Annotated in this window: 13 protein-coding genes; 9 read left to right on the top strand and 4 right to left on the bottom strand. The window is 48.0% G+C overall.

What is annotated here, in order from left to right; all coding sequences use genetic code 11:
• Nucleotides 1-40 precede the first annotated feature (40 nt).
• A complete protein-coding gene (locus tag ABUA47_RS09680; protein WP_035449674.1) occupies nt 41-1,240 on the bottom strand; it encodes an aminopeptidase C in 1,200 nt (399 codons plus the stop codon).
• 95 nt (nt 1,241-1,335) lie between these two features.
• Between ABUA47_RS09680 and ABUA47_RS09675 the strand changes: the two genes are divergently transcribed.
• The 9 genes from ABUA47_RS09675 to ABUA47_RS09635 all read left to right on the top strand — a co-directional run bounded on the left by ABUA47_RS09675 (nt 1,336) and on the right by ABUA47_RS09635 (nt 18,103).
• Nucleotides 1,336-2,187 carry a patatin family protein gene (locus ABUA47_RS09675; RefSeq protein ID WP_005835603.1) on the top strand — a complete coding sequence of 284 codons (852 nt, stop codon included), beginning with the start codon at nt 1,336-1,338 and terminating at the stop codon, nt 2,185-2,187.
• Nucleotides 2,188-2,445: 258 nt separating this feature from the next.
• Nucleotides 2,446-5,517 carry a SusC/RagA family TonB-linked outer membrane protein gene (locus ABUA47_RS09670; protein ID WP_035449601.1) on the top strand — a complete coding sequence of 1,024 codons (3,072 nt, stop codon included), beginning with the start codon at nt 2,446-2,448 and terminating at the stop codon, nt 5,515-5,517.
• Nucleotides 5,518-5,536: 19 nt separating this feature from the next.
• On the top strand, nt 5,537-7,321 hold the full coding sequence (locus ABUA47_RS09665; protein WP_349831566.1) for a RagB/SusD family nutrient uptake outer membrane protein: 1,785 nt from the start codon (nt 5,537-5,539) through the stop codon (nt 7,319-7,321).
• A 73-nt stretch (nt 7,322-7,394) separates the two neighbouring features.
• A complete protein-coding gene (locus ABUA47_RS09660) occupies nt 7,395-9,530 on the top strand; it encodes a glycoside hydrolase family 32 protein (protein ID WP_035449599.1) in 2,136 nt (711 codons plus the stop codon).
• A complete protein-coding gene (locus tag ABUA47_RS09655) occupies nt 9,530-11,014 on the top strand; it encodes a glycoside hydrolase family 32 protein (protein ID WP_035449597.1) in 1,485 nt (494 codons plus the stop codon). Before ABUA47_RS09660 ends, ABUA47_RS09655 begins: the two co-directional genes overlap by 1 nt.
• Before the next feature lie 136 nt (nt 11,015-11,150).
• Nucleotides 11,151-12,965 (top strand): GH32 C-terminal domain-containing protein, encoded by a 1,815-nt coding sequence (locus ABUA47_RS09650; RefSeq protein WP_005835611.1) that lies wholly within the window; start codon nt 11,151-11,153, stop codon nt 12,963-12,965.
• Between the two features lie 18 nt (nt 12,966-12,983).
• Complete coding sequence (locus tag ABUA47_RS09645; RefSeq protein WP_117963507.1) at nt 12,984-14,150, top strand: MFS transporter; 1,167 nt, start codon at nt 12,984-12,986, stop codon at nt 14,148-14,150.
• Nucleotides 14,151-14,384: 234 nt separating this feature from the next.
• On the top strand, nt 14,385-15,272 hold the full coding sequence (locus ABUA47_RS09640; RefSeq protein ID WP_005835617.1) for a carbohydrate kinase family protein: 888 nt from the start codon (nt 14,385-14,387) through the stop codon (nt 15,270-15,272).
• 71 nt (nt 15,273-15,343) lie between these two features.
• The gene (locus ABUA47_RS09635) at nt 15,344-18,103 is read left to right on the top strand and encodes a substrate-binding domain-containing protein (RefSeq protein ID WP_057089266.1); all 2,760 of its coding nucleotides are present in this window, start codon (nt 15,344-15,346) and stop codon (nt 18,101-18,103) included.
• A gap of 62 nt (nt 18,104-18,165) precedes the next feature.
• Here ABUA47_RS09635 and ABUA47_RS09630 read toward each other — a convergent pair whose 3' ends face one another.
• The 3 genes from ABUA47_RS09630 to ABUA47_RS09620 form a co-directional block, all read right to left on the bottom strand.
• A complete protein-coding gene (locus tag ABUA47_RS09630; RefSeq protein ID WP_005826290.1) occupies nt 18,166-18,354 on the bottom strand; it encodes a hypothetical protein in 189 nt (62 codons plus the stop codon).
• A 90-nt stretch (nt 18,355-18,444) separates the two neighbouring features.
• On the bottom strand, nt 18,445-22,002 hold the full coding sequence (nifJ, locus tag ABUA47_RS09625) for a pyruvate:ferredoxin (flavodoxin) oxidoreductase (RefSeq protein ID WP_005826291.1): 3,558 nt from the start codon (nt 22,000-22,002) through the stop codon (nt 18,445-18,447).
• A gap of 41 nt (nt 22,003-22,043) precedes the next feature.
• Nucleotides 22,044-23,222: an ATP-binding protein gene (locus ABUA47_RS09620; RefSeq protein ID WP_005826292.1), complete on the bottom strand. Its 1,179-nt coding sequence runs from the start codon at nt 23,220-23,222 to the stop codon at nt 22,044-22,046.
• Nucleotides 23,223-23,259: the final 37 nt, after the last annotated feature.

The following is a 23,259-nucleotide window of genomic DNA, read 5'->3' as shown; positions in this document are numbered from 1 at the left end:
TGAAAAAGGAGATGCATCAAACTGCATCTCCTTCTTTTATTTATTTAATACCCAGTTTCTTGGCAATATCCTTAGGCAGTGCATCCTTGTGCACAATGATGTTCATTGTTTTATAGCGCACGAAAGCTTTGGAAGCATACCACAGTCCTTTGTACTTTCCGGCTTCACCCCAAGAGTTCTTTACCATATAGTATTCGTTGCCTTCCTGGTCTTTGGCTATACCGTAAATCAGCATACCGTGGTCGTCAGTAGTTTCCCAGTTGTCGTATGCCAGCTGGCGCTCTTCTTGTGTGCACCACTTCTGCGGTTGAGGCTTGCTGTTCAGTTTCTTTTCTTCGGGTTTCATTTTCAGCCAGTGTGCCATGTCCGAACCGCTCAGTTCTTGCACCTTTTCTGCATCGGGCATTACGGCTATACCGTCGCGTGTGAAGCCTTGTTCGCTTACGTCACTACCCCATGCAATGGTGTAACCCTTATTGATAGCGTTGTCAAACACTTCCATCAACTCGTCAATAGGCAAGTTGTAGGAAGAAGCCCAACGCCAGTTGTCTTGTATTTCCAGGACGAACGGCTGGTAGAAGGGATGGTGGGTATAGGAAGTCAGTGAGATATAGTCATCTGCATTCAGTCCGGTAGATTCATAGAAAGACTTCGGAGTATATTCCTTGCCTTTGTAGGTGAACTTCTCGGGACGTTCGCCCAGATAGATGTCGTGGATGGCAGTGATGGCCTTCTTCCAAAGCGGGTTATTTTCCTTGTCTGCTTGCAGGCTGCGGTGTCTTCCCTTGGCAATGGCTGCCACTACGGCATCAGATACGGCTGTCAATTCGGTGTGGTTGCTCAGCGTGTCGCCATACATAACGCCCGGACGCATTTCCTCTTCGGGCACCAGACCGAAAGTTTTCATACCATAAATTACATCGTAGAACGAACCGCCTTGTGAGAACGAAACGTCACCATGTGTACGCACTGCCTTGTTGGCACGGTCCAGATAGGTGTTGTGTACGATAAACATTTCAGAAAAGTCGTATTCGCCTTTGCCCATGCGGAGCAGTTCGGATTCGATGAATGCCAGTCCGGAATAGCACCAGCATGTACCGGCACGGTTTTGGTTCTTAACAGAAGTGATAGGATTTTCTTTTACGGTTGTAAAAATGAAACCTTCCTCTTTCGGAGTGTCTTGTGCTATTGTGTTTAAACTTAATAAACCCAATGCAGCCATCAGTATTGATTTCTTCATCATAATTAAAATGTTATAGATTTATAGTTGCAACTGCAAATATAGGCAGAATATCGTAAACAAAAGCTATCTTTGAAGCGTTAATTCTGACACTTATGGAGAAAATAATACGTATCGACGACCATAGCGGTCTTGTTTTGGAGGGCGGCGGTATGCGCGGCGTCTTCACTTGCGGTGTGCTCGACAGCTTTATGGATCGTGGCATTCGCTTTCCCTATACCATCGGCGTCAGTGCCGGAGCCTGCAACGGACTTTCTTATATGTCCGGTCAGCGCGGGCGTGCCAAGTACAGCAATATCGACTTGCTGGAAAAATACAATTACATCGGATTGAAGTATCTGTTGAAGAAGCGGAATATCATGGATTTCGACTTGTTGTTCCAGGAGTTTCCGGAACACATACTTCCCTACGACTACGAGGCATACTTTCATTGTCCCGAACGTTATGTGATGGTAACTACCAACTGCGAGACGGGCGAAGCGAACTATTTTGAGGAGAAGCGGAGTAAAGAGCGCGTCATTGATATTGTGCGTGCTTCGAGCAGTCTGCCGTTTGTCTGTCCCATTACCTACGTGGACAACATCCCGATGCTGGATGGAGGTATTGTGGACAGTATCCCTTTGATGCGTGCCCGTCAGGATGGATTTACCAATAATGTGGTGGTGTTGACGCGCAATCATGGGTACCGTAAGGAAATTCAGGGAACGAAGGTTCCACCTTTTATATATAAGAAATATCCGCTATTGCGTGAAGCCATCAACCGCCGCAGCATTGTCTATAATCAACAGTTGGAGCAGGTGGAACGGATGGAAGCCGCCGGGGAAATCGTTGTGATCCGTCCACAGAAGCCGGTAGTGGTAGACCGCATCGAGCGTGACATCAAGAAGCTGACGGAGCTTTATGAAGAAGGATACCGGTGTGCGGAACATTTTGCTTTTCGTTTTTGATTCTGAGAGAGTATACTATGAGAGCTGGTGCAATTAGCATCTGCTCCCATATTGTTTTCATTCTTTTCTATTAATTTGCTGCTAAAGCTAAAGTTTATTTAGCAAAAAACACGCGTAGAATACCTTTAGAAAGGGGATGTATCAAAAATACCACCTTTCGTAACATTTGTTATAGGTGCAAATCCTGGTTTCGCTTAATTTTGCTGACACAAAACTCAATTGCAGAATTGGTTTATTATTAACTTTAAATTAATAGATATGTTGAAAAGCATTAGTCTCAGGCTTTGCACACTAATTGTGCTTCTCTTTGCGGGCATCTATTCCTTTGCCCAGCAAGTCCAGGTAAAAGGTACTGTCGTTGAAAAATCGAGTGGTGAATCCATTATCGGTGCTTCTGTCATGGAAGTAGGTTCCAACAGTAATGGAACAATTACGGATATTGACGGAAATTTCACTCTGTCTGTAGCTTCCGGTGCCACATTGTCTGTATCCTATATAGGATATAAAGCCGTTACAGTAAAGGCACAGCCCACTTTACGCATTGAGTTGACGGAAGATTCCCAGTTGATTGATGAAGTAGTAGTGACCGGCTATATGTCCGAGAAGAAGGCCAGTTTGACTGGTTCGGTGGCTGTGGTCAAGATGAAGGATGTAGCAGATATTCCTACGGGAAATGTGTTGTCGAGCTTGCAGGGACGTGTTGCCGGTATGAACATTACGACTGACGGCACACCGGGCGGTGGAAATACTTCTACATTGGTCCGTGGTAAGTCATCTTTCCGAAATGATGCCAATTCCCCGCTTTATGTCATTGACGGTGTGATGACCCGTGAGAACATCTCGTCTATCCTTTCTTCCAATGATGTAGAATCCATTCAGGTATTGAAGGATGCCGCTTCCGCTTCTATTTATGGTGCACAGGCTGCCAATGGTGTGATTATCATTACTACCAAACGTGCCAAGAAAGGGGAGACCCGTGTGGATTTTGATATGTCGTTGACTTTGCAGACCTATCAATGTGGCTTTGATATGTTGAATGCAGATGAGTGGGGCCAGGTTTATTGGTCGGCTTATAAGTATGCCAATAATGGAGCTACGCCAAGCAGCGAAATATATGGTAATGGTGCAACTCCCCAACTTCAAGACTATATCGGCCTGAATGGAGCTAAAGTACATGCCGTTGATACGGATTGGCGCGATGTGGTTTATCGCACTGCCTTGATGCAGAATTATAGTGCGACACTTTCAAAGGGCTCTGACAATGGTGCCTTCTCGTTAGCGTTGAACTATCTCGACCATGACGGTCTGGTAGAGAATACGAATTTCCAGCGTATCAATACCCGCATCAGTTCTAACTATCATTATCTTGACAATCGCTTGCGCATCGGCGAGAACGTTGCCATCAATCGTTGGACACAGACCCTCAGTCCGGCCGGTGTAGATGAGAATGCCATCAAACAGCATCCTGCCAAGACGGTTTATGATGAGAATGGCAATTATAACGATGCCATCAATGATGTTTTGGGTGATGCCCCCAATATGGCACGTTTGTTGGAGAATGAAAAACAGAACAAACATGATTACTGGCGTGTCTTTGGTAATGCATTCCTTGAAATTGAACCGATTAAGAACCTGGTGCTGAAAACCAATTTCGGTATGAATTATTATGATGAAACCAACAAAACTTTTGAGCCGGCATGGGCACGCGATGAGGTCAATAAGCTGACTCAATCATCCAACAAAAGACTGGATTGGGTATGGACCAATACCGTGACTTATAGCAAAGCTTTTGGAAAGAACAATCTGACTGCACTTCTTGGTACAGAAGCCAAGAAGAACCATTCGGAATCCATGTTCGGTTATGGTACGGGACTGGCTGTAGAAGATGAAGATTATATTTATCTCGACGGTGTGACTGCCGGTAAGAATGTAGGTGCCGGTGCTTCCAATTATGGCATGGTGTCTTACTTTGGTAAAGTGAACTATGATTATGAAGGACGGTATTTGGCCTCTGTTACGGTGCGCCGTGATGCTTCTTCCCGCTTGGCAAAGGGTAATAATGTGGATTACTTCCCTTCAGTGTCGGCAGGCTGGCGCATTTCAAGTGAGAAGTTTATGGAAGCGACCAGGGATTGGTTGGCTGATTTGAAACTACGTGCTTCATGGGGTGTCAATGGTAACGATATTATTGATAATGAGGCTCCCTATACAAAATACTTGATTAGTCTGAAGGATGCAAGCTACAACATGAACGGTGATGGAACGACTTTGGCTCCCGGTGGTTACAAAGTGAGGTCTACCAATCCCGATTTGAAGTGGGAGAGTACAAGACAGCTCAATATCGGTGTGGACGCCGCTTTCCTGAACGGACGTCTGAGTGCTTCTCTCGATTATTTTGATAAGAAGACAAGTGATATGCTTGTGGAGAAACCGTATATCGCTGTCATTGGCGAGGGTGGTTACTGCTGGTATAATGGTGGTACGATGAACAATAAAGGTTTCGAGATGGCACTGACCTGGAATGATAAGGTAAAGGATTTCCAGTATAATGTAGCATTCAACCTTTCATATTACAAAAATGAAGTGACAGAGCTGACGGAAGAAATTTACTATACTTATGGTGGCGGTAATGGGGTTGACAAGACTTTGGTTGGCCAACCGTTCGGTTCATGGATGGGCTTCAAGACAGATGGAGTGTTCCGTACCCAGCAGGAGGTGGATGAGTATAAATCCAAATATAATGTACAGTTTGGCGCTCCCGGAGTAGGACGTATCAAATACGTGGATGCTGATGGTAACGGTACGATTGATACGAACGACCGTGTATGGTTGGGTTCTGACAATCCGAAAGTGATTGCAGGTCTGAATCTTGGGGCATCTTGGAAAGGCTTTGACCTCAGCATGTTCTTCAACGGTATGATTCGTGATGCCTATAACAACTCCAAATATTATACGGATTTATTCCAATGCTGGACCGGTAATCACTCTACCCGCCTGCTCGATGCCATGCATGCTTACGAGAACTTTGAAAAGACGGGTGCTTACAATAGCAGTGTACCTGCTTTGACCACTCTTAACAGCAACAATGAGCACGAAGTATCTGAGTTCTATATTGAAAATGGTTCGTATATCAAGCTGAAAAGTCTGACATTGGGTTACACGCTTCCTAAAGCAGTTCTCGACAAGATGAAGATGCGTCATGCGCGCATTTATTTCCAGGCTCAGAATTTGTTTACGATTACCGGTTATACAGGTGCCGACCCTGAAGGTCTGGGTTATCCTTATCCGTTGCCCCGTACGTTCTCTTTGGGATTATCATTTGGTTTCTAAACTTTAAAACTATACTATCATGAAATTGAAACATTTATATATGCTTGGCGTAGTAGCGCTGATGACTGCAAGCTGTAATGAAGACCGTTTCCTGGATTTGAAGCCCCAGGGTAGCTTGAATGAAGATATTATGACTTCTACAGAAGGTGCCGACCTTTTGGTGAATGCCGCGTATGCAGCTTTGGGTGGTCCCGAAGGACAGAGCTGGAGTGTATGGTGTCATCCTACTTCCAATTGGACCTATGGTGAGGTACGTTCGGATAATGCCTATAAAGGCGGTGGTGGTGTTGGTGACCTTAATGAAGTGCACCGTATGGAGACATTTGATATGGATGCAACCAATGGATTTCTGGACAGCAAGTGGTACCATCTATATTGCAGTGTACAGCGTTGTAACTCTGCATTGCGCGTTCTGAATGCTGCAACAGATGAGCAGGTGAACGGACGTGTATCCCGTATTGCGGAGATGAAAGTGCTTCGTGCCCATTATTACTTTGAATTGAGCCGCCTTTTCAACAAGATACCTTATTTTGATGAGAACGTTGAGATTTCCCAATATCCGGATATTCCGAACAATGAGTTTACCCGTGACGAGATTCTGAGTATGCTGGCCAAGGAGATGCTTGATGCCGCCGAACTGCTTCCTGCATCACAGTCGGAGGTAGGGCGTATTCATAAATACATAGCACTGGCCTATGCGGCTAAAATCAAGCTGTACCAAGCGTATCAGCAAGATGAGACTACGCATGCCGTAACTTCCATCAATAAAGAGCTGCTGAGGGAAGTCGTTTCGCTTTGCGACCAAGTGACTGCCAGCAACCGTTACGGTTTGCTTGACGATTTCCAGGGATTGGATTTAGTAGCTAATGAAAACGGTAAAGAGTCTGTTTTTGCCATTCAATATTCCATGAATGACGGTACCGAAAGTGCCGGCCGCATCAACTGGAGCAATCTGTTGAATTCTCCGGGTGGAGGCAGCCCTTACGGAGGTGACGGTTTCTTCCTGCCCAGCCAAGACCTGATTAATGCTTATCAGACAGATGCAAACGGTCTGCCCGATTTTAATTATCAGTCAAAGTCTGATTATTGTTGGGCGGTATTGAACAATGGGGTTTATACTTTACAAAACACGACTCCCAATGTAGACCCGCGTCTCGATTTTGTTGTGGGCCGTCCTACTATAACTTGGAAAACTTACCCAGACAAGCCATGTGAGGGATGGGTGCGTGATAAGGAAACTTATGGCTATAATTGCGCGAAGCGCTTCTGGGTTTCTCCGGAAAGTAGTGATATGTTTAATGGCTGGCCTTGGGGGGCTTCACAGTTGAACTGGCAGATTATACGTTACGCAGATATTCTTCTTTGGAAAGCTGAGGCTCTTATTGAACTCAATGAAGGCGATGGACTCGAAACTGCCCGTGATTTGATTAATCAGATACGCAATCGTGCCCGGAACAGCGCCTATGTAAAGGATTTCAACGACCATTCCAAATATGCGGCCAACTACCTTGTCAATCCTTATCCTGCTGATGTCTGGAATCAGGATTATGCCCGTCAGGCCCTCCGTTGGGAAACACGTCTGGAGAAGGCTTTGGAAGGTGAACGTTTCTTCGACCTGGTCCGTTGGGGCATAGTGGAAACAACCATGAACAAGTACATTACCGCGGAGTCAGACAATCGCATTTATTATGCCAATGCGCACTTTACGGGTGGAAAGGATGAGTATTATCCGGTTCCGAACAATCAATACGGATTTTCTGGAGGCAAGTATGTACAGAATCCCGGTTATGCTCCGTTCAACTAATTATATTTTGAAATGAAAACGCAAGGGAGGGGAAACGTTTGTTTCCCCCTCTTCCTTTAAACAATCTTTTATTATGAAACACTTTGCCTATTCTATATTGGGCTGTCTATTGCTTTCTTTGAATGCAGCTTTTGCTCAAAAAACATGGTCGTTTGACGGGCAGGACCCCTTACTTTCCAGTGACGGCAAGTCATTGTTGAATTTGTACACTATAAAGGAAATACCGGAATTTGTTACCGGAGTCGAAGGTAAAGCCCTTCGTACAGACGGGTATTCCACTTGGATGGATACAACCACGGAAGGAGATGTTTCGTCGTTGTCCGGATGGTTTGCTCTGGAATCTTATCCGACGGATACTGCTGCCTTTATGGGAATCAGAGACATGGCAGGAACATCTGTAGCGGTATGTGTAGACCGTTATGGTGAGTTGCTGTTGGGAATGGGGCAGAATGGCTCATACTCTTACTGTTCATTAAAGACAAAAGTCGACCGTTTCAAGTGGCTGCATGTGGTCCTTGATTTAAGTAATGAATCGGTTTGCCTGAATGGGCAGAGGATGAGTGCAGAGGTATGGCCCCGGAACTTGCAAGATGGTGAAATGATACTTCGGGTAGGTAAGGATTTCAGGGAAAAGAAGGTTTGGATGTACGATGTTACGGCTATAAACGGGTTGATTGACGGGATAAGCCTCACTCCCTTTTCCGATGATTCGTCTGCATGGAGAGACGAGATTGCCTTAGGATTGAAGAAGACTTCGGTTTTGGCTATTCCGGAAACCCGTTTTGCGAAGGACTTCAACCGTCCCCGCTATCATCTGTTGCCGGCTGCCAACTGGACGAATGAGACGCATGGTTTACTTCTTTATAAAGGTAAATATCATATATTCAATCAGAAGAATGCTTCTGCAATCTTCCTGGGACAGATAAATTGGGGACATTTCAGCAGTCCCGATATGCTTCATTGGACGGAGGAAAAGCCGGCTTTGACTCCTGATGCTGCTTATGACAAGAATGGAATATGGTCCGGGCATGCTGTTATCAATGATGACGGTATCCCCCAGCTGATATACACAGCCGGTGGAGACAAGATGGGAGTGGGTATTGCTTTTCCAAAAGATACTGCGTTGATAGAATGGGAGAAATATGCGGGTAATCCGGTTATTGCCGAGAAGCCTGCCGGATATACCCGTACGGACATGCGTGACCAGTATGTCTGGAAAGAGGGTGATGTCTGGTATATGATTATCGGTTTCGGCATTGAGCAGACCGATACACCCCACGGGGCTTTGCTGCTTTATAAATCGGCGGACTTGAAGAGATGGGATTTTGTACATTTGCTGTTTGAGGGCAATCCGGAAGTGGATGACTCCGGTATTTTCTGGGAAATGCCGGTCTTTAAGAAGATGGGCGGCAAGTATGTTCTTTTGGTGAATAGGGTTCCTCATAAAGGCATACCTGCGCGTTGCCAGTATTGGATAGGAGATTTCAAGAATGAAAAGTTTATACCGGACAACCCAGTCCCTCAAAATCTGGAGGTCATCAACCGCTTGCTGTCCCCCTCTGTTGTTGAGACTCCGGAAGGGGATGTTGCTGCCATTGCCATTATACCCGATGAAATAGGAGGGGAGGCCACTTATGAACAAGGATGGGCACATCTCTACAGTATGCCCAGAAGATGGCAGCTGAAAGATGGGAAACTATGCCAAACACCCCATCCCGTGATGAAACAATTGCGTGAACAACCGACGGTTTATTCCAGAAAGGCATTGACTGCTGCGAAACCGTGCATTGTGAGCAGAAGGGAACATCAGCTTGAAGTCAAGGCGACTTTTTATCCCGGTGACGCAAAACGGTTTGGATTTACATTGTGTAAGAATCCGGATAATAGCGAATATAGCCTGATTTATTATGATGTGGAGAAGGAGGAACTTATTGTGGACCAGACGCATTCTTCCTTGCGTGCACACATTCCTTTGAAGATTCGTAAGGATCATTATCGGTTGGATACTGCTAAACCGGTGGAGATTCGTTTGTTTATTGACGGTTCTGTAGTGGAAGGATTTATTAATAACGAAGATGCGTTCACTACAAGAATCTTCCCTTTGAAAGAAAATAGTACGCTATTGGAGCTATTCTCTAATGGAAAAACAACGGAAGTTGCTGCCGAAGTTTGGAAACTGAAAGATGCAAAGGTAAAGATGAACTTTTAATGAAAATACAGAAAATGAAGATACCAGCTATATTGGGTGCACTTTTATTGGCAGGAACATTGTCTGCTGGTGCACAAATGAATTCAGACAGTTTATACAAAGAGCCTTATCGTCCTCAGTATCATTTCAGTCCGGAGAAGGGATGGATTGGTGACCCCTCGGGATTCATGTACTATCAGGGTAAATATCATATGTACTGGTGGGGCAAAGTCGAATCTACAGATTTGGTACATTACCAGCAGATAACCCCTTATGCCATGACCGGAGCGGATGACAATATCAGTTACTTCACCGGTTCTGCGGTCATAGACAAGAACAACACGGCCGGCTTCGGCAAGGGGGCTTATGTGGCGGCTTACACCGTTTTTGAGAAGGACTCCAAGAAACAGGCGCAGGGCATCTCTTTCAGTCATGACGGAAAGACATTTCATTATTATGAAGGTAACCCGGTTCTGGACCTTTGGAGTACGGAATTCAGGGACCCTACCGTCTTCTGGCACGAGCCGACCCAAAAATGGGTGATGGTTGTAGCCAAGGCCCTGGAGAAGAAAATAAAGTTTTATACCTCTCCTGATTTGAAGAGCTGGACTTGGACCAGTGATTTCGGCCCTGCCGGTGACAGTGAAAAGTCTTGGGAGTGCCCGGATTTATTCCAGTTGCCGGTTGACGGGGATTCTGACAAGAAAAGGTGGGTGATGGTCGTATCTGTAAACTGGGCGCAAGAACAATACTTTATAGGAGACTTCGACGGCACTTCTTTTAAGCTGATGGAGAACCATCCTGCAGAGCCTCTATATGTGGACAAAGGGCTGGACTTTTATGCATCCCGCACATTTCAGGATTTTGACGGAACGTTGGATTCCAAAATTTCGATGGGCTGGGTTGCAACCTGGGACTATGCACCGGTAGCTCCATCGAAGTATGGGAAGGGCTTTTGGTCCATTCCCCGCAACCTGGAACTGAAGACATACAAGGAAGGTGTGAGGCTGGTACAGAAGCCGGTGGAACAGTTGCAAACACTTCGCTATAAGCCTGCATCGGTGAAACGTGCTTTATCGGTGGGGACACAGAGGTTACCCGGCTTTGTTCCCGATGAGAATGTCTACGAACTCGATGCTTCGTTTTCTACTGACGTATCCAACACCTTTGGCTTGAATTTGTGTGTGGGTGAAGGGCGCAAAGTGGTGGTCAGCTATGATACGGATTCACATAATCTGGTGATTGACCGTACCCATTGCTCCGATGTGCAGATTCCTAAATTCAGCCGTATGGCATATGCCAGGGTGGAACCGGTAGATAATAAGATACATTTGCATATATTTGTAGACAAATCGAGTATTGAAATCTTTGCCAATGACGGGAAGGATGTATTCACATTATTAACCTATCCGGGCGAGGCTCAAACCGGTATCGAACTTTTTGCGCAGAAGAAGGGGACGAAGATGGAGTTGGATGCCTGGATGCTTAAATCAATATGGAGATGAGGAATTTAATTTGTATTATTTTAGACTGAATGTAACATTTGTAGTATGCTTTGAAACAAAAAAGATAGCCTCCTGCTGCTTGGTGGCGTATCTTTGCATGGTAGAAAAACATAATTAATTTAATACCAACAGAAACATGATTCATTTAAAAGACTTTTGGCGGACAATCAGAAGGACGCTTACCGTATTTATATTAGGAACTACCGTGGCTGTCTTCACATGCCAGGCCATAAATCCTCCTTTCGTGATTAAACATCTGGGTGACGGACAGAGTATCGTCCAAATTGACGAGCAGAAGAAGTTTTTGCTGCTGCCGGTGGAAGAGGCTTCTCCGGAGGCAAAATTGTATATGATAGCGGACAATGATGTTGTACGCAGTATGAACGTGCGATTGGCAGTCAATAAGGTTGACTATTTTGTTCCGGTCGATTTGACCGGCTTCGATAATAAACATCTCTCTTTCAACTTCCAGCTTATTCCGGATTCGGCCTTATGCTGGGAAGAAATGAAACTGTCGGATGAATTCGATGTTTCGAACCGGGAGAAGTACCGTCCGGTGTATCATTTCAGCCCGGCTTACGGTTGGATGAATGATCCTAACGGAATGTTCTACAAAGACGGGGTCTACCATTTGTTCTACCAGCATAATCCCTACGGCTCCATGTGGGGGAACATGCATTGGGGACATGCCACCAGTACGGACCTCGTCACTTGGGAGCATCACGGAGATGCCATTTCGCCCGATGCGTTGGGAACAATTTTCAGTGGCTCTTGTGTTGTCGACAAGGATAATACGGCCGGGTTCGGTGCCGGTGCCGTCATTGCCTTCTATACATCGGCAAGCGACCGTCAAGTGCAGAGCATGGCCTATAGCCTTGACAACGGAAAAACCTTCAAGAAGTATGCGCGAAATCCCATCCTGACTTCCACGCAGCGCGACTTCCGTGACCCTAAAGTCATCTGGCACGAAGATACCAAGAAATGGATCATGGTTCTTGCCGTAGGGCAGGAAATGGAAATATACTCTTCTGCCGACCTGAAGAGCTGGACGCTGGAGAGCAAATTCGGTGAAGGACAAGGTGCTCACGGCGGAGTCTGGGAGTGTCCCGACCTGCTTGAACTGCCGGTTGAAGGTACGGAACTGAAGAAGTGGGTACTCGTCTGTAACCTCAATCCGGGTGGACCGTTCGGTGGCTCTGCCACACAATATTTCGTGGGGACATTTGACGGAAAGAGATTCGTGAACGAGTCTCCCGCAGTGACGAAATGGATGGACTGGGGAAAAGACCATTATGCAACTGTCACTTGGAGCAATGCTCCTGCAGGACGTGCCATTGCATTGGCATGGATGAGCAACTGGCAATATGCCAACGATGTGCCCACCCGCCAATACCGTAGTGCCAACTCCGTGCCGCGCGACCTTTCGCTCTATACCTCGGAGGGTGAAACCTATGTAAAGGTAACCCCGTCTCCCGAATTGCTGAAACTGAGGGATAAAGGCAGCAAGAAGCGTGCTTTCAAGGTAGACCGCACGTATAATCTGGACAAACTGCTGAATGACAATTCCGGAACGTATGAAATCGAAATGACCATCAAGAACAAGGATGCGGATGTGATAGGATTCCAGCTCTTTAACTCGAAAGGCGAGGAGGTGGAGATGTACTATAACCTGGCGGAAAAGACGTTCACCATGGACCGTATCAAGAGTGGTGAGGTGTCGTTCAGCAAGGACTTCCCTGCAGTGACCGTGGCTCCTGTCGAGGGTGGCAATGAAATGAAACTCCGCTTGTTCGTAGACAAGTCGAGCATTGAAGCGTTTGGCAACGACGGACGTTTTGCCATGACAAATCTTGTATTCCCGTCGGAACCTTACAACCGCATCAGTTTCTATGCTAAAGGTGGAAGCTGCAATGTCACCTCGTTTATTGTGTACAAACTTGGATTAAAATAACAGATAATAATCTTCAGCATGGAAAATACTAAGAATTCTTCTTTGGCAAAGCTCTTTCCGGTCATGCTTTGCTTCTTCGCCATGGGCTTTGTAGATTTGGTGGGCATCGCCTCCAACTACGTGAAGGCCGACTTGAACCTGACCGACTCGCAAGCCAACATATTCCCGTCTCTGGTGTTCTTCTGGTTCCTTATCTTCTCCGTACCTACGGGTATGCTGATGAACCGCATCGGACGTAAGAAGACGGTGCTTCTCAGTCTTGTCATCACGTTTGCCTCTTTGCTTCTCCCGGTTTTCGGAGACGGTTACGTGCTGATGCTGCTCTCGTTCTCATTGCTGGGCATCGGTAATGCGCTGATGCAAACGTCGCTCAACCCGCTGCTTTCCAACATCGTAAGCGGCGAGCGGCTGGCAAGTTCGCTCACCTTTGGACAGTTTGTAAAAGCCATTGCTTCGTTTCTAGCTCCATACATTGCCATGTGGGGAGCTACGCAGGCCATTCCGTCTCTGGGCATGGGCTGGAGGGTGCTGTTCCCGGTCTATATGGTCATTGCGGTGATTGCCATTCTCTGGCTGAGCGGTACTTCCATCCGCGAGGAAAAGGAAGAGGGACGCCCTTCCACCTTCGGGGAGTGCCTCGCCCTGCTGGGCAAGCCGTTTATCTTTCTCTGCTTCTTGGGCATCATGTGCCATGTGGGCATTGATGTAGGTACGAATACTACAGCGCCCAAAATCCTGATGGAGCGTCTGGGCATGACGCTGGCCGATGCCGGCTTTGCCACCAGCCTTTACTTCATCTTCCGCACGGCGGGTTGCTTTCTCGGAGCCTTCATTCTTCAGAAGATGGCTTCCCGAACCTTCTTCGGCATCAGCGTGTTATGTATGTTGGCGGCGATGGTAGGGTTGTTCGTTTTCCATGAAAAGACAATGATATACATTTGCATTGCCCTTATCGGTTTCGGCAATTCGAACATCTTTCCGGTTATCTTCTCTCAAGCGTTGCTTGCTATGCCACAAAAGAAGAACGAGGTTTCCGGCTTGATGATTATGGGGCTCTTCGGCGGTACGGTATTTCCGATAGCAATGGGCTTGGCAAGTGATGCTGTAGGACAAAGCGGTGCCGTGGCTGTGATGACGGTAGGGGTAGTGTACTTGTTCTTCTATATGCTGCGTATGAAGCGGTAATCTTTGTTCGCAAGCTGCGGATACATATCCCAAGGCTGCGGATATCTGTCCCAAGGTTGCGGATGTCTATCCCAAGCCTTGGGATAGAGATAATCCTTAGTTCTTAGAGACTTTTTAATAGATAATTGGCAACTTTTCATTCTATAGTTAGGAACTTTTTTATTAGGTTTGCAGCGGGTAGGACATTGAGTTTGCCGTGAATAAAATATATCATTCATTAAACAATATAATATTATGAATAAGATAATAGTAGGTATGGGCGAGGCTCTGTGGGACTGCCTCCCCGAAGGAAAGAAGATAGGCGGTGCTCCGGCAAACTTTGCTTACCATGCATCGCAGTTTGGTTTCGACAGCCGTGTGGTCAGTGCCGTAGGTGCCGATGCGGATGGGGACGAGATTCTGGATGTGTTCGCCCGGAAGGGGCTGCGCACGCAGATTGAGCGCGTGCCTTACCCCACGGGAACGGTGCAGGTGACGCTCGATGCCGTGGGCGTGCCGTGCTATGAGATAAAAGAAGGCGTGGCCTGGGACAACATTCCCTTTACCGACGAACTGAAGCGTCTGGCACTGAACACGCGTGCCGTATGTTTCGGCTCTTTGGCGCAACGCAGTGAAACAAGCCGCATCACCATCAACCGCTTTCTCGACACGATGCCCGATGCGGAGGGACAACTGAAGATATTCGACATCAATCTCCGCCAAGGGTTCTATACCAAAGAGATACTCTGCGAATCCATGCGCCGCTGCAACATCCTCAAGATAAACGATGAGGAGCTGGTGACCATCAGCCGTATTTTCGGCTACCCGGGCATCGACTTGCAGGACAAATGCTGGATTCTGCTGGCCAAGTATAACCTGAAGATGCTTATCTTGACTTGTGGAACGAACGGCAGCTATGTGTTCACTCCGGGAGTGGTTTCCTTCCAGGAGACGCCCAAGGTACCGGTGGCGGACACCGTTGGAGCCGGTGACTCGTTCACGGCAGCCTTCACCGCTGCCATTCTCAGCGGGAAGCAGGTGCCCGATGCCCATAAACTGGCGGTGGAAGTCTCTGCCTATGTATGTACCCAGAGCGGTGCCATGCCGGAATTGCCGGACGCCTTGAAAGAAAGGCTGGCATAGATTTTTCTTATTCTTTTCACATTTTTCGCTATCTTTGCTCATCTGCAATCTTAAATCAGAGGAAAGTGAAGATGAGACAGCATAACCTTCGGATTTTATTCTTTCTGCTCGTGCTTTGGGGAGTGGCGGTTGCCTGCTCCCGGCGCGAGGCACGTTTCCGTATCGGCGTTTCCCAATGTAGCGAGGATGAATGGCGGCGCCAGATGAACAGTGAGATACTCCGTGAAGCCCATTTCTACGAAGATGTGGAGGTGGACATCCGTACTGCCGTCGACGATAATGACCGTCAGGCAAAAGACATTCGTGAGCTGATAGCCGAAGGGGTGGATCTGCTGATTGTGGCCCCTAATGAAGCCACTCCGATAACTCCGGTTGTGGAGGAGGCATACAACCGGGGCATTCCGGTGATTGTAGTGGACCGTAAAATCCTTTCGGACAAATACACGGCCTACGTCGGTGCAGACAACTACGAGATAGGGAAAGCTGTGGGAGAGTATGTGGCCAATGTGCTGCATGGGCAGGGAGATGTGGTGGAAATCTCAGGTTTGGTGGGCTCCACACCTGCCGTAGACCGTCATCAAGGATTTGTGAAGGCTATATCCGATTATCCTGGTATCCGGTTGCTGGCCGCTGAAGACGGTGCCTGGTTGCAACTCAAGGCCGGAGAGAAAATGGATACCCTGCTGAGCCGCTTTCCGCATATCGACCTGGTGTATGCGCAGAATGACCGTATGGCGGCCGGAGCCTATGCTGCCGCTGCCCGCAAGGGGCGGGAGAAGGAAATGCGGTTTATCGGCATAGACGCCCTGCCCGGCAAAGACTACGGAGTGGAGAAAGTGCTTGCCGGCGAACTGGATGCCACGTTTATATATCCTACCGGTGGCGACCGCGTGATGCAGATTGCCATGGATATCCTGAACAAGCGTGATTTCCCCCGTGAAACTATCCTGGGCACTTCCGTCGTCGACCGCGACAATGCTCTCATCATGAAGATGCAGACCGCCCACATCGGCACCCTGGATGGAAAGATAGAAACCCTGAACGGAAAGATAAACCAGTATTTGGCCAGTTATGCCACGCAGCAGGTTGTCTTGTACGGCAGTCTGTCTGCCCTATTGTTGCTGGTCGGCTTGTTGGTGGCTGTCTACCTCTCCTTGCGTGCCAAGAACCGGTTGAACCGTGAGCTGTCCATGCAGAAAAAGAAACTGGAGGAACAGAAAACCCAGTTGATACAGCAGAAGGAACTGTTGGAAGTGCAGAAGTCGCAGTTGGAACAGCTTTCCCATGAACTGGAGGAGGCTACGCATGCCAAGCTGGTGTTCTTCACGAATATTTCACACGATTTCCGTACTCCGCTGACGCTGATAGCCGATCCCATAGAGCAGCTTCTTGCCAACCGCACCCTCGACGGACAGCCGCGCCAGCTCCTCGAGCTGATGAAAAAGAATGTACATATCCTGCTTCGCCTGGTCAACCAGATACTTGATTTCCGGAAGGTGGAGAACGGGCGCATGGAGCTCCATCTCGAACCTTTTGATTTGCTCGACAGCTTCCGGGGCTGGAACGACTCTTTCCGCATGGCGTTGCTGAAGAAACATATTGCTTTCAGCTTTGAGGCATCTCCCGATACGGACTTCCGGATGATGGCGGATGCGGAGAAGATGGAGCGCATTTACTTCAATCTCTTCTCCAATGCCGTGAAGTATACGCCGGAGAACGGGAAAATCACCGTACGGTTGTTAAAGTCGGAACAGAACTACAGTCTGTCCGTCTTCAATTCCGGCAGCTACATTTCTTCGACCGATGTGGAAGCCATCTTCGAGCGCTTCTATCAAGTGGACGGGCATCAAGCCGGTACCGGTATCGGACTGGCGCTGGTACGTGCCTTTGTAGAGATGCATGGCGGTAACATTACGGCACGCAGTGACGAGAAAGGCACTACTTTCATCGTTACTTTCCCGCAGCAGGATGTTTCGCAGTACCATCCCACCATAGTGACGTTGCCTGCCGAAGAGAAGGACGTGTCGTCCACCCTGATAGATACGGAAGTGAAGGCATGCGAAGAGGTGGTTGAGGCTGATTGTCCTACTGTGCTGGTAATTGACGATAATGCGGATATTCGCAACTATGTGAAGTCACTTCTGTCGAACGAGTTCCGTGTATTGGATGCTGCGGACGGGACAGAGGGTATCCGGCTGGCCATGAAGTATGTGCCGGATGTGATTATCTCCGATGTAATGATGCCCGGTATGGATGGTGTGGAATGCTGCCGCCGCTTGAAGGGGGAGTTGCAGACATGCCATATCCCGGTGATTCTGCTGACGGCCTGCTCGCTGGACGAACAGCGTATCCAGGGCTATGATGGCGGTGCCGATTCTTATATTTCCAAACCATTCAATTCGCAGTTGCTCTTGTCTCGTGTCCGTAATCTTATTGCAAACCGCCGTCAGTTGAGGCAGTTCTTCGGAGATAACCAGACTATCGAGAAGGAAGCCATCAGTGATTTGGATAAGGGTTTCGTCTCCCGCTTCAAATCGCTTGTCGAGGAGAGGATGAAAGATGCGGAACTCAATGTGGAGGATTTGGGACGGAATATGGGTATGAGCCGTGTGCAGCTTTACCGTAAGCTGAAATCGCTGACCAACTATTCGCCGAATGAGCTGCTGCGCCAGATGAGGTTGAAAAAGGCTGCCTCACTGCTTGCCTCCTCTGACATGACGGTAGCGGAGATTGCCTATGAAGTGGGCTTTTCGTCACCTTCCTATTTCACGAAATGCTATAAGGAACAGTTTGGGGAGAGTCCTACCGAGTTTCTGAAAAGAAGGGGATAGCTGTTGTCTATCCCCCTTGTTCTTAATACACGTCTGTTTACTTCTGTAAATGATACTGGAACTTATTTCAGTATTTGAGGCAGGTTTTCCCTTCCCCAGAAGTAGTAAACACAGATTCCAATCCAGCTTGTGAGCAGGATGATAATTGCAACTAATAGTTTCTTCACGCCGTCTACCGGCCACTTCATGATTTCAAGTACGGCTTTGACACACAGAACCACACCGATAATCCAAATGATAAATCCAATCATAACCTGTGATATTTAGTATTGTTAATTAAAAACAAATAGAGACTACGCCTTATTCAGGAGCAGCCTCTATTCTTTATTTAGTAATCGGAATTACTCTGTAACTTCAGCGCCCCAATTTTCTTTGGAAAGACGCTTGTAGCTATTGTAACGCCATTTAGCGTTTTCTTCAGCAGCCTTGAACAGCTCGTCGGCCTCCTGCGGATATTGCTTCATTACGGATGCGTAACGAACTTCACCCTTCAGGAAGTCTTGGAATCCGCTCCAATCCGGTTCCTTGCTATCCAGCGTGAACGGATTCTTGCCTTCAGCCTCCAGAGCCGGGTTGTAACGCCACAAGTGCCAGTAACCGCACTTAACGGCCTTTTCTTCCTCTGCCTGGCTCTTGCCCATACCTGCCTTCAGACCGTGGTTGATACACGGAGCGTAAGCGATGATGAGTGACGGACCGGGATATGCTTCTGCTTCACGGATAGCCTTTAAAGTCTGAGCCTGGTCGGCACCCATAGCGATTTGGGCAACGTATACGTAACCGTAAGTAGTAGCCATCAGACCGAGGTCTTTCTTGCGTACACGCTTACCGGCAGCGGCAAACTTGGCGATAGCGCCTACCGGAGTAGCCTTGGAAGACTGACCGCCTGTGTTGGAGTAAACCTCAGTATCCAGTACGAGGATGTTGACATCCTTACCGCTTGCGATTACATGGTCGAGACCACCGTAACCGATGTCGTAAGAAGCACCGTCACCACCGATAATCCACTGGCTGCGTTTTACCAGGTATTGAGACAGACTGGCGATAGTCTTGCAGCTGTCGCACTTGTCTTTGGCAGCTTCTACCATCGGAATAATCTTTTCAGCCAGTTCCTTGCTCTTGTCTGCATCGTACATGTTTTCAATCCAAGCCTGGAATACTTCTTTGTATTCGGCCGGAGTTCCTTCTGCTGCGATGGCATCTTCCATAGCCTTCACGATACGTGCGCGCATCTTTTCGTTGGCAAGCTCCATACCCAGACCGAATTCGCAGAAGTCCTCGAACAATGAGTTTGCCCAAGCAGGACCGTGACCTTTTTCGTTCTTGGTATAAGGAGTAGAAGGTACTGAACCGGAGTAGATGGAAGAACATCCTGTTGCGTTGGCTACCATTTCGCGGTCACCGAACAACTGGGAAATCAGCTTCACATACGGAGTTTCACCGCAACCGGAGCAAGCGCCTGAGAACTCGAACAACGGAGTGGCGAACTGAGAGTTCTTCACGTTGGCCTTGATGTCAACCAAGTGTTGTTTGCTCTTCACGTTTTCAGCACAGTAAGTCCAGTTGGCAGCTTCCGGCAATTGGCTTTCGAGGTGCTTCATAGTCAGAGCCTTGCCACCCTTCTTCGGGTTACCCGGACAGACATCGGCACAGTTGCCACAACCCAGACAGTCGAGAACGTCTACCTGAATACGGAATGTCATACCGTCGAATGCTTTACCTACAGCCTTCAGTTGAGTGAAGTTGGCACCCTTCTGCTCTTCAGCATCGAGTACGAACGGACGGATGGAAGCGTGAGGACAAACGTATGCACACTTGTTACACTGGATACAGTTTTCAGCGTTCCATTCGGGAACGAATGCAGCTACACCACGTTTCTCATATTTGGCAGTACCTTGTTCCCAAGTACCGTCTTCGATACCCTTGAATGCAGATACCGGCAATAAGTCACCGTCTTGTGCGTTGATAGGACGAACCACTTCGTTGATGAATGCAGGGTCGTTGTTTTCAGCCTTGGCGTCGTCTGCCAGATTGGCCCAAGCCGGGTCAACGGTCAGCTGCTTGTATTCGCCGCCACGGTCAACAGCTGCATAGTTCTTGTTGACAACATCTTCACCCTTCTTGCCGTAAGACTTAACGATGAACTTCTTCATCTGCTCTACAGCCAGGTCAACCGGAATAACGCCGGTGATACGGAAGAATGCGGATTGCAGGATGGTGTTGGTACGGTTGCCCAAACCGATTTCTTGTGCAATCTGGGTTGCATTGATATAGTAAACAGTGATATTGTTTTGTGCAAAGTACTTCTTCACCTTGTTAGGCAGGTTCTTGGCCAGCTCTTCGCCTTCCCAGATGGTGTTCAGCAAGAAAGAGCCGTTCTTACGCAAGCCGCGGGTTACGTCGTACATGTGCAGGTAAGCCTGAACGTGGCAAGCCACGAAGTTAGGCGTATTTACCAGGTATGTAGAGCGGATAGGAGTGTCACCGAAACGCAGGTGCGAGCAAGTGAAACCGCCTGATTTCTTGGAGTCGTAAGAGAAATAGGCCTGGCAGTGCTTGTCGGTGTTGTCACCGATAATCTTTACGGAGTTCTTGTTGGCACCTACTGTACCGTCAGCGCCCAAACCGTAAAATTTGGCTTCGAACATACCTTCGCCGCCCAATGCGATTTCTTCTTCCTGGGGCAGAGAAGTGAAGGTAACGTCGTCCACGATACCGATAGTGAAGTGGTTCTTCGGCATCGGCATAGCCAGATTCTTGTAAACGGCGAGGATTTGAGCAGGAGTAGTATCCTTGGAACCCAAACCATAACGGCCGCCTACGATAACCGGAGCATTCTCTGCACCGTAGAAACAGTCTTTTACGTCGAGGTACAACGGTTCGCCGTTAGCACCCGGTTCTTTCGTACGGTCCAGTACGGCAATCTTCTTGGCAGTCTTGGGAACGGCGGCAAGGAAGTGCTTGGCAGAGAACGGACGATACAAGTGAACGGCAACCAAACCAACCTTTTCGCCATTGGCAACGAGGTGGTCGATAGCTTCGCGGGCAGCTTCCGTTACAGAACCCATGGCGATGATAACGCGTTCTGCATCTTCTGCACCGTAGTAATCGAACAAACCATACTTGCGGCCTGTGATTTTGGAAATCTCGTTCATGTATTCCTCAACGATAGCCGGAACTGCTTCATAGTAGTTGTTGCAAGATTCACGGTGTTGGAAGAAGTGGTCAGGATTTTCGGCCATACCACGGGCAACCGGGTTCATCGGGTTCAATGCACGTGCGCGGAATTCAGCCAAAGCTTCCTGGTCGATAAGCGGAGCGAGGTCTTCGTTCTCCAACATTTCAATCTTCTGGATTTCGTGAGAAGTACGGAAGCCGTCGAAGAAGTTCATAAACGGAACACGGGCCTTGATGGTGGCTAGGTGGGCAACACCTGCCAAGTCCATAACTTCTTGTACAGAACCTTCGGCCAACATGGCAAAACCAGTCTGGCGTGCAGACATAACGTCCTGGTGGTCACCGAAGATACACAGTGCATGGCTTGCCAATGTACGTGCTGATACGTGGAATACACAAGGCAGGAATTCACCGGCAATCTTGTACATGTTCGGGATCATCAGCAACAGACCTTGTGAAGCTGTGTAAGTAGTAGTCAGCGCACCGGCTTGCAGAGAGCCGTGGACGGCACCTGCAGCACCACCTTCTGACTGCATTTCCTGTACCAATACTGTTTCGCCGAAGATGTTCTTGCGACCTGCGGCAGCCCATTCGTCTACGTATTCAGCCATCGTAGAAGAGGGGGTGATGGGGTAGATGGCAGCTACTTCGGAGAACATATACGAGATATGTGCAGCAGCCTGGTTACCATCACAAGTAATGAATTTCTTCTGTTTAGTCATAACTAAATTGAATTATTTATTTAAGTAAAAAAATCTCTCTCTTAATACAAGAAACCGAATAACCAGAGAGGTATTTGGTTGCCTCGGCCTATTTCTGCCTTATGCAGTACATAAGTAACTCCCGGATTATTCTTTATCTTTGTTCCTTCCGGACAAATCTTGAAAGGCATCACCTCATCTACCATGAACGAGATGTTCTTGTCGCCCTTGTTCACCTTGTGGTCCTTCCACATTGTGTTGGCAAAGAAAGTGTCCAGTACGTCTTGCTCTTCCACCTTGACGGGATAGATGGAATACATCAGATTTGAATTGTGCATCATTATCTTCGACGGCTTCTTGGGGAATTCTTCTCCCTTCGGATAGACCATATTGATGAGTCGTGCGTCTGCCAGATACTTGATGTAATTCATCACGGTGGCACGGGAGGTCTGTATGTCGTTTGCCAGTTGGCTGACATTCGGCGCTTTCGGCCCGTCCACGGCCAACAAATATAGTAATTTCTTTATCTTCGAAAGGTATTTCAGCTCAATTTGTTTGATGAGCAGGATGTCTACTTCCACCATCATGTTCATTGTCTTGAGCAGATTCTCCGAGAAGTTACGCTTTTCGAGGAAGAAAGGGTAGAAGCCGTGGTGCATATAGTCCTGCATGTAGTCCAATGGACGTACTTTGGAGAGGATGCCTTTGGCTATCTGTTCGTGGTTGCTCAGGATTTCTTCCAACGGATAGGCGTGGAACTTCATGCCCGTCTGCAGGTTCAGGTATTCGCGGAAGGAGAAGCCGCGCAGGTTGTAGCTCTTCACGATGTCGCGCAACTCCATATTCTCCTCTTTCAGGCGCATCACGGACGAGCCGGTGAACACGATTTTCAGGTTGGGGAAGCGGTCGTAGCACATACGCAGTTCCTTGCTCCATTCCGGGTACTTGAATACCTGGTCTATCAACAGCACTTTTCCTCCGCGACGCTGGAATTCGGCGGCGAACTCCACGATGCCATGTCCGGAGAAGTAGAAGTTGTTCATGTTGATGAAGAGGCAGGAGCGGTCTGTGCCGAATTTCTCTTTGGCATATTGCAGCAAGAAAGTAGTCTTACCTACGCCTCTTGTGCCTTTGATACCGATAAGACGGTCATTCCAGTCTATTTCGTCCATTAGGTCGCGGCGTACGGGGGCATTGGTATGCTCTACGAGATAAGCGTGTGTACGGTAAAATGCTTCCATGCTTTAAATTCGGTTTATCGGGCGACAAATATACGGC

The sequence above is a fragment of the Bacteroides sp. RTP31139st1_H2_RTP31139_211217 genome (assembly GCF_040227615.1).
GTDB classification, from domain to species: domain Bacteria; phylum Bacteroidota; class Bacteroidia; order Bacteroidales; family Bacteroidaceae; genus Bacteroides; species Bacteroides uniformis.
Note: the sequence above shows the minus strand (reverse complement) of the source record. Positions and strands in the feature narration are given on the sequence as shown.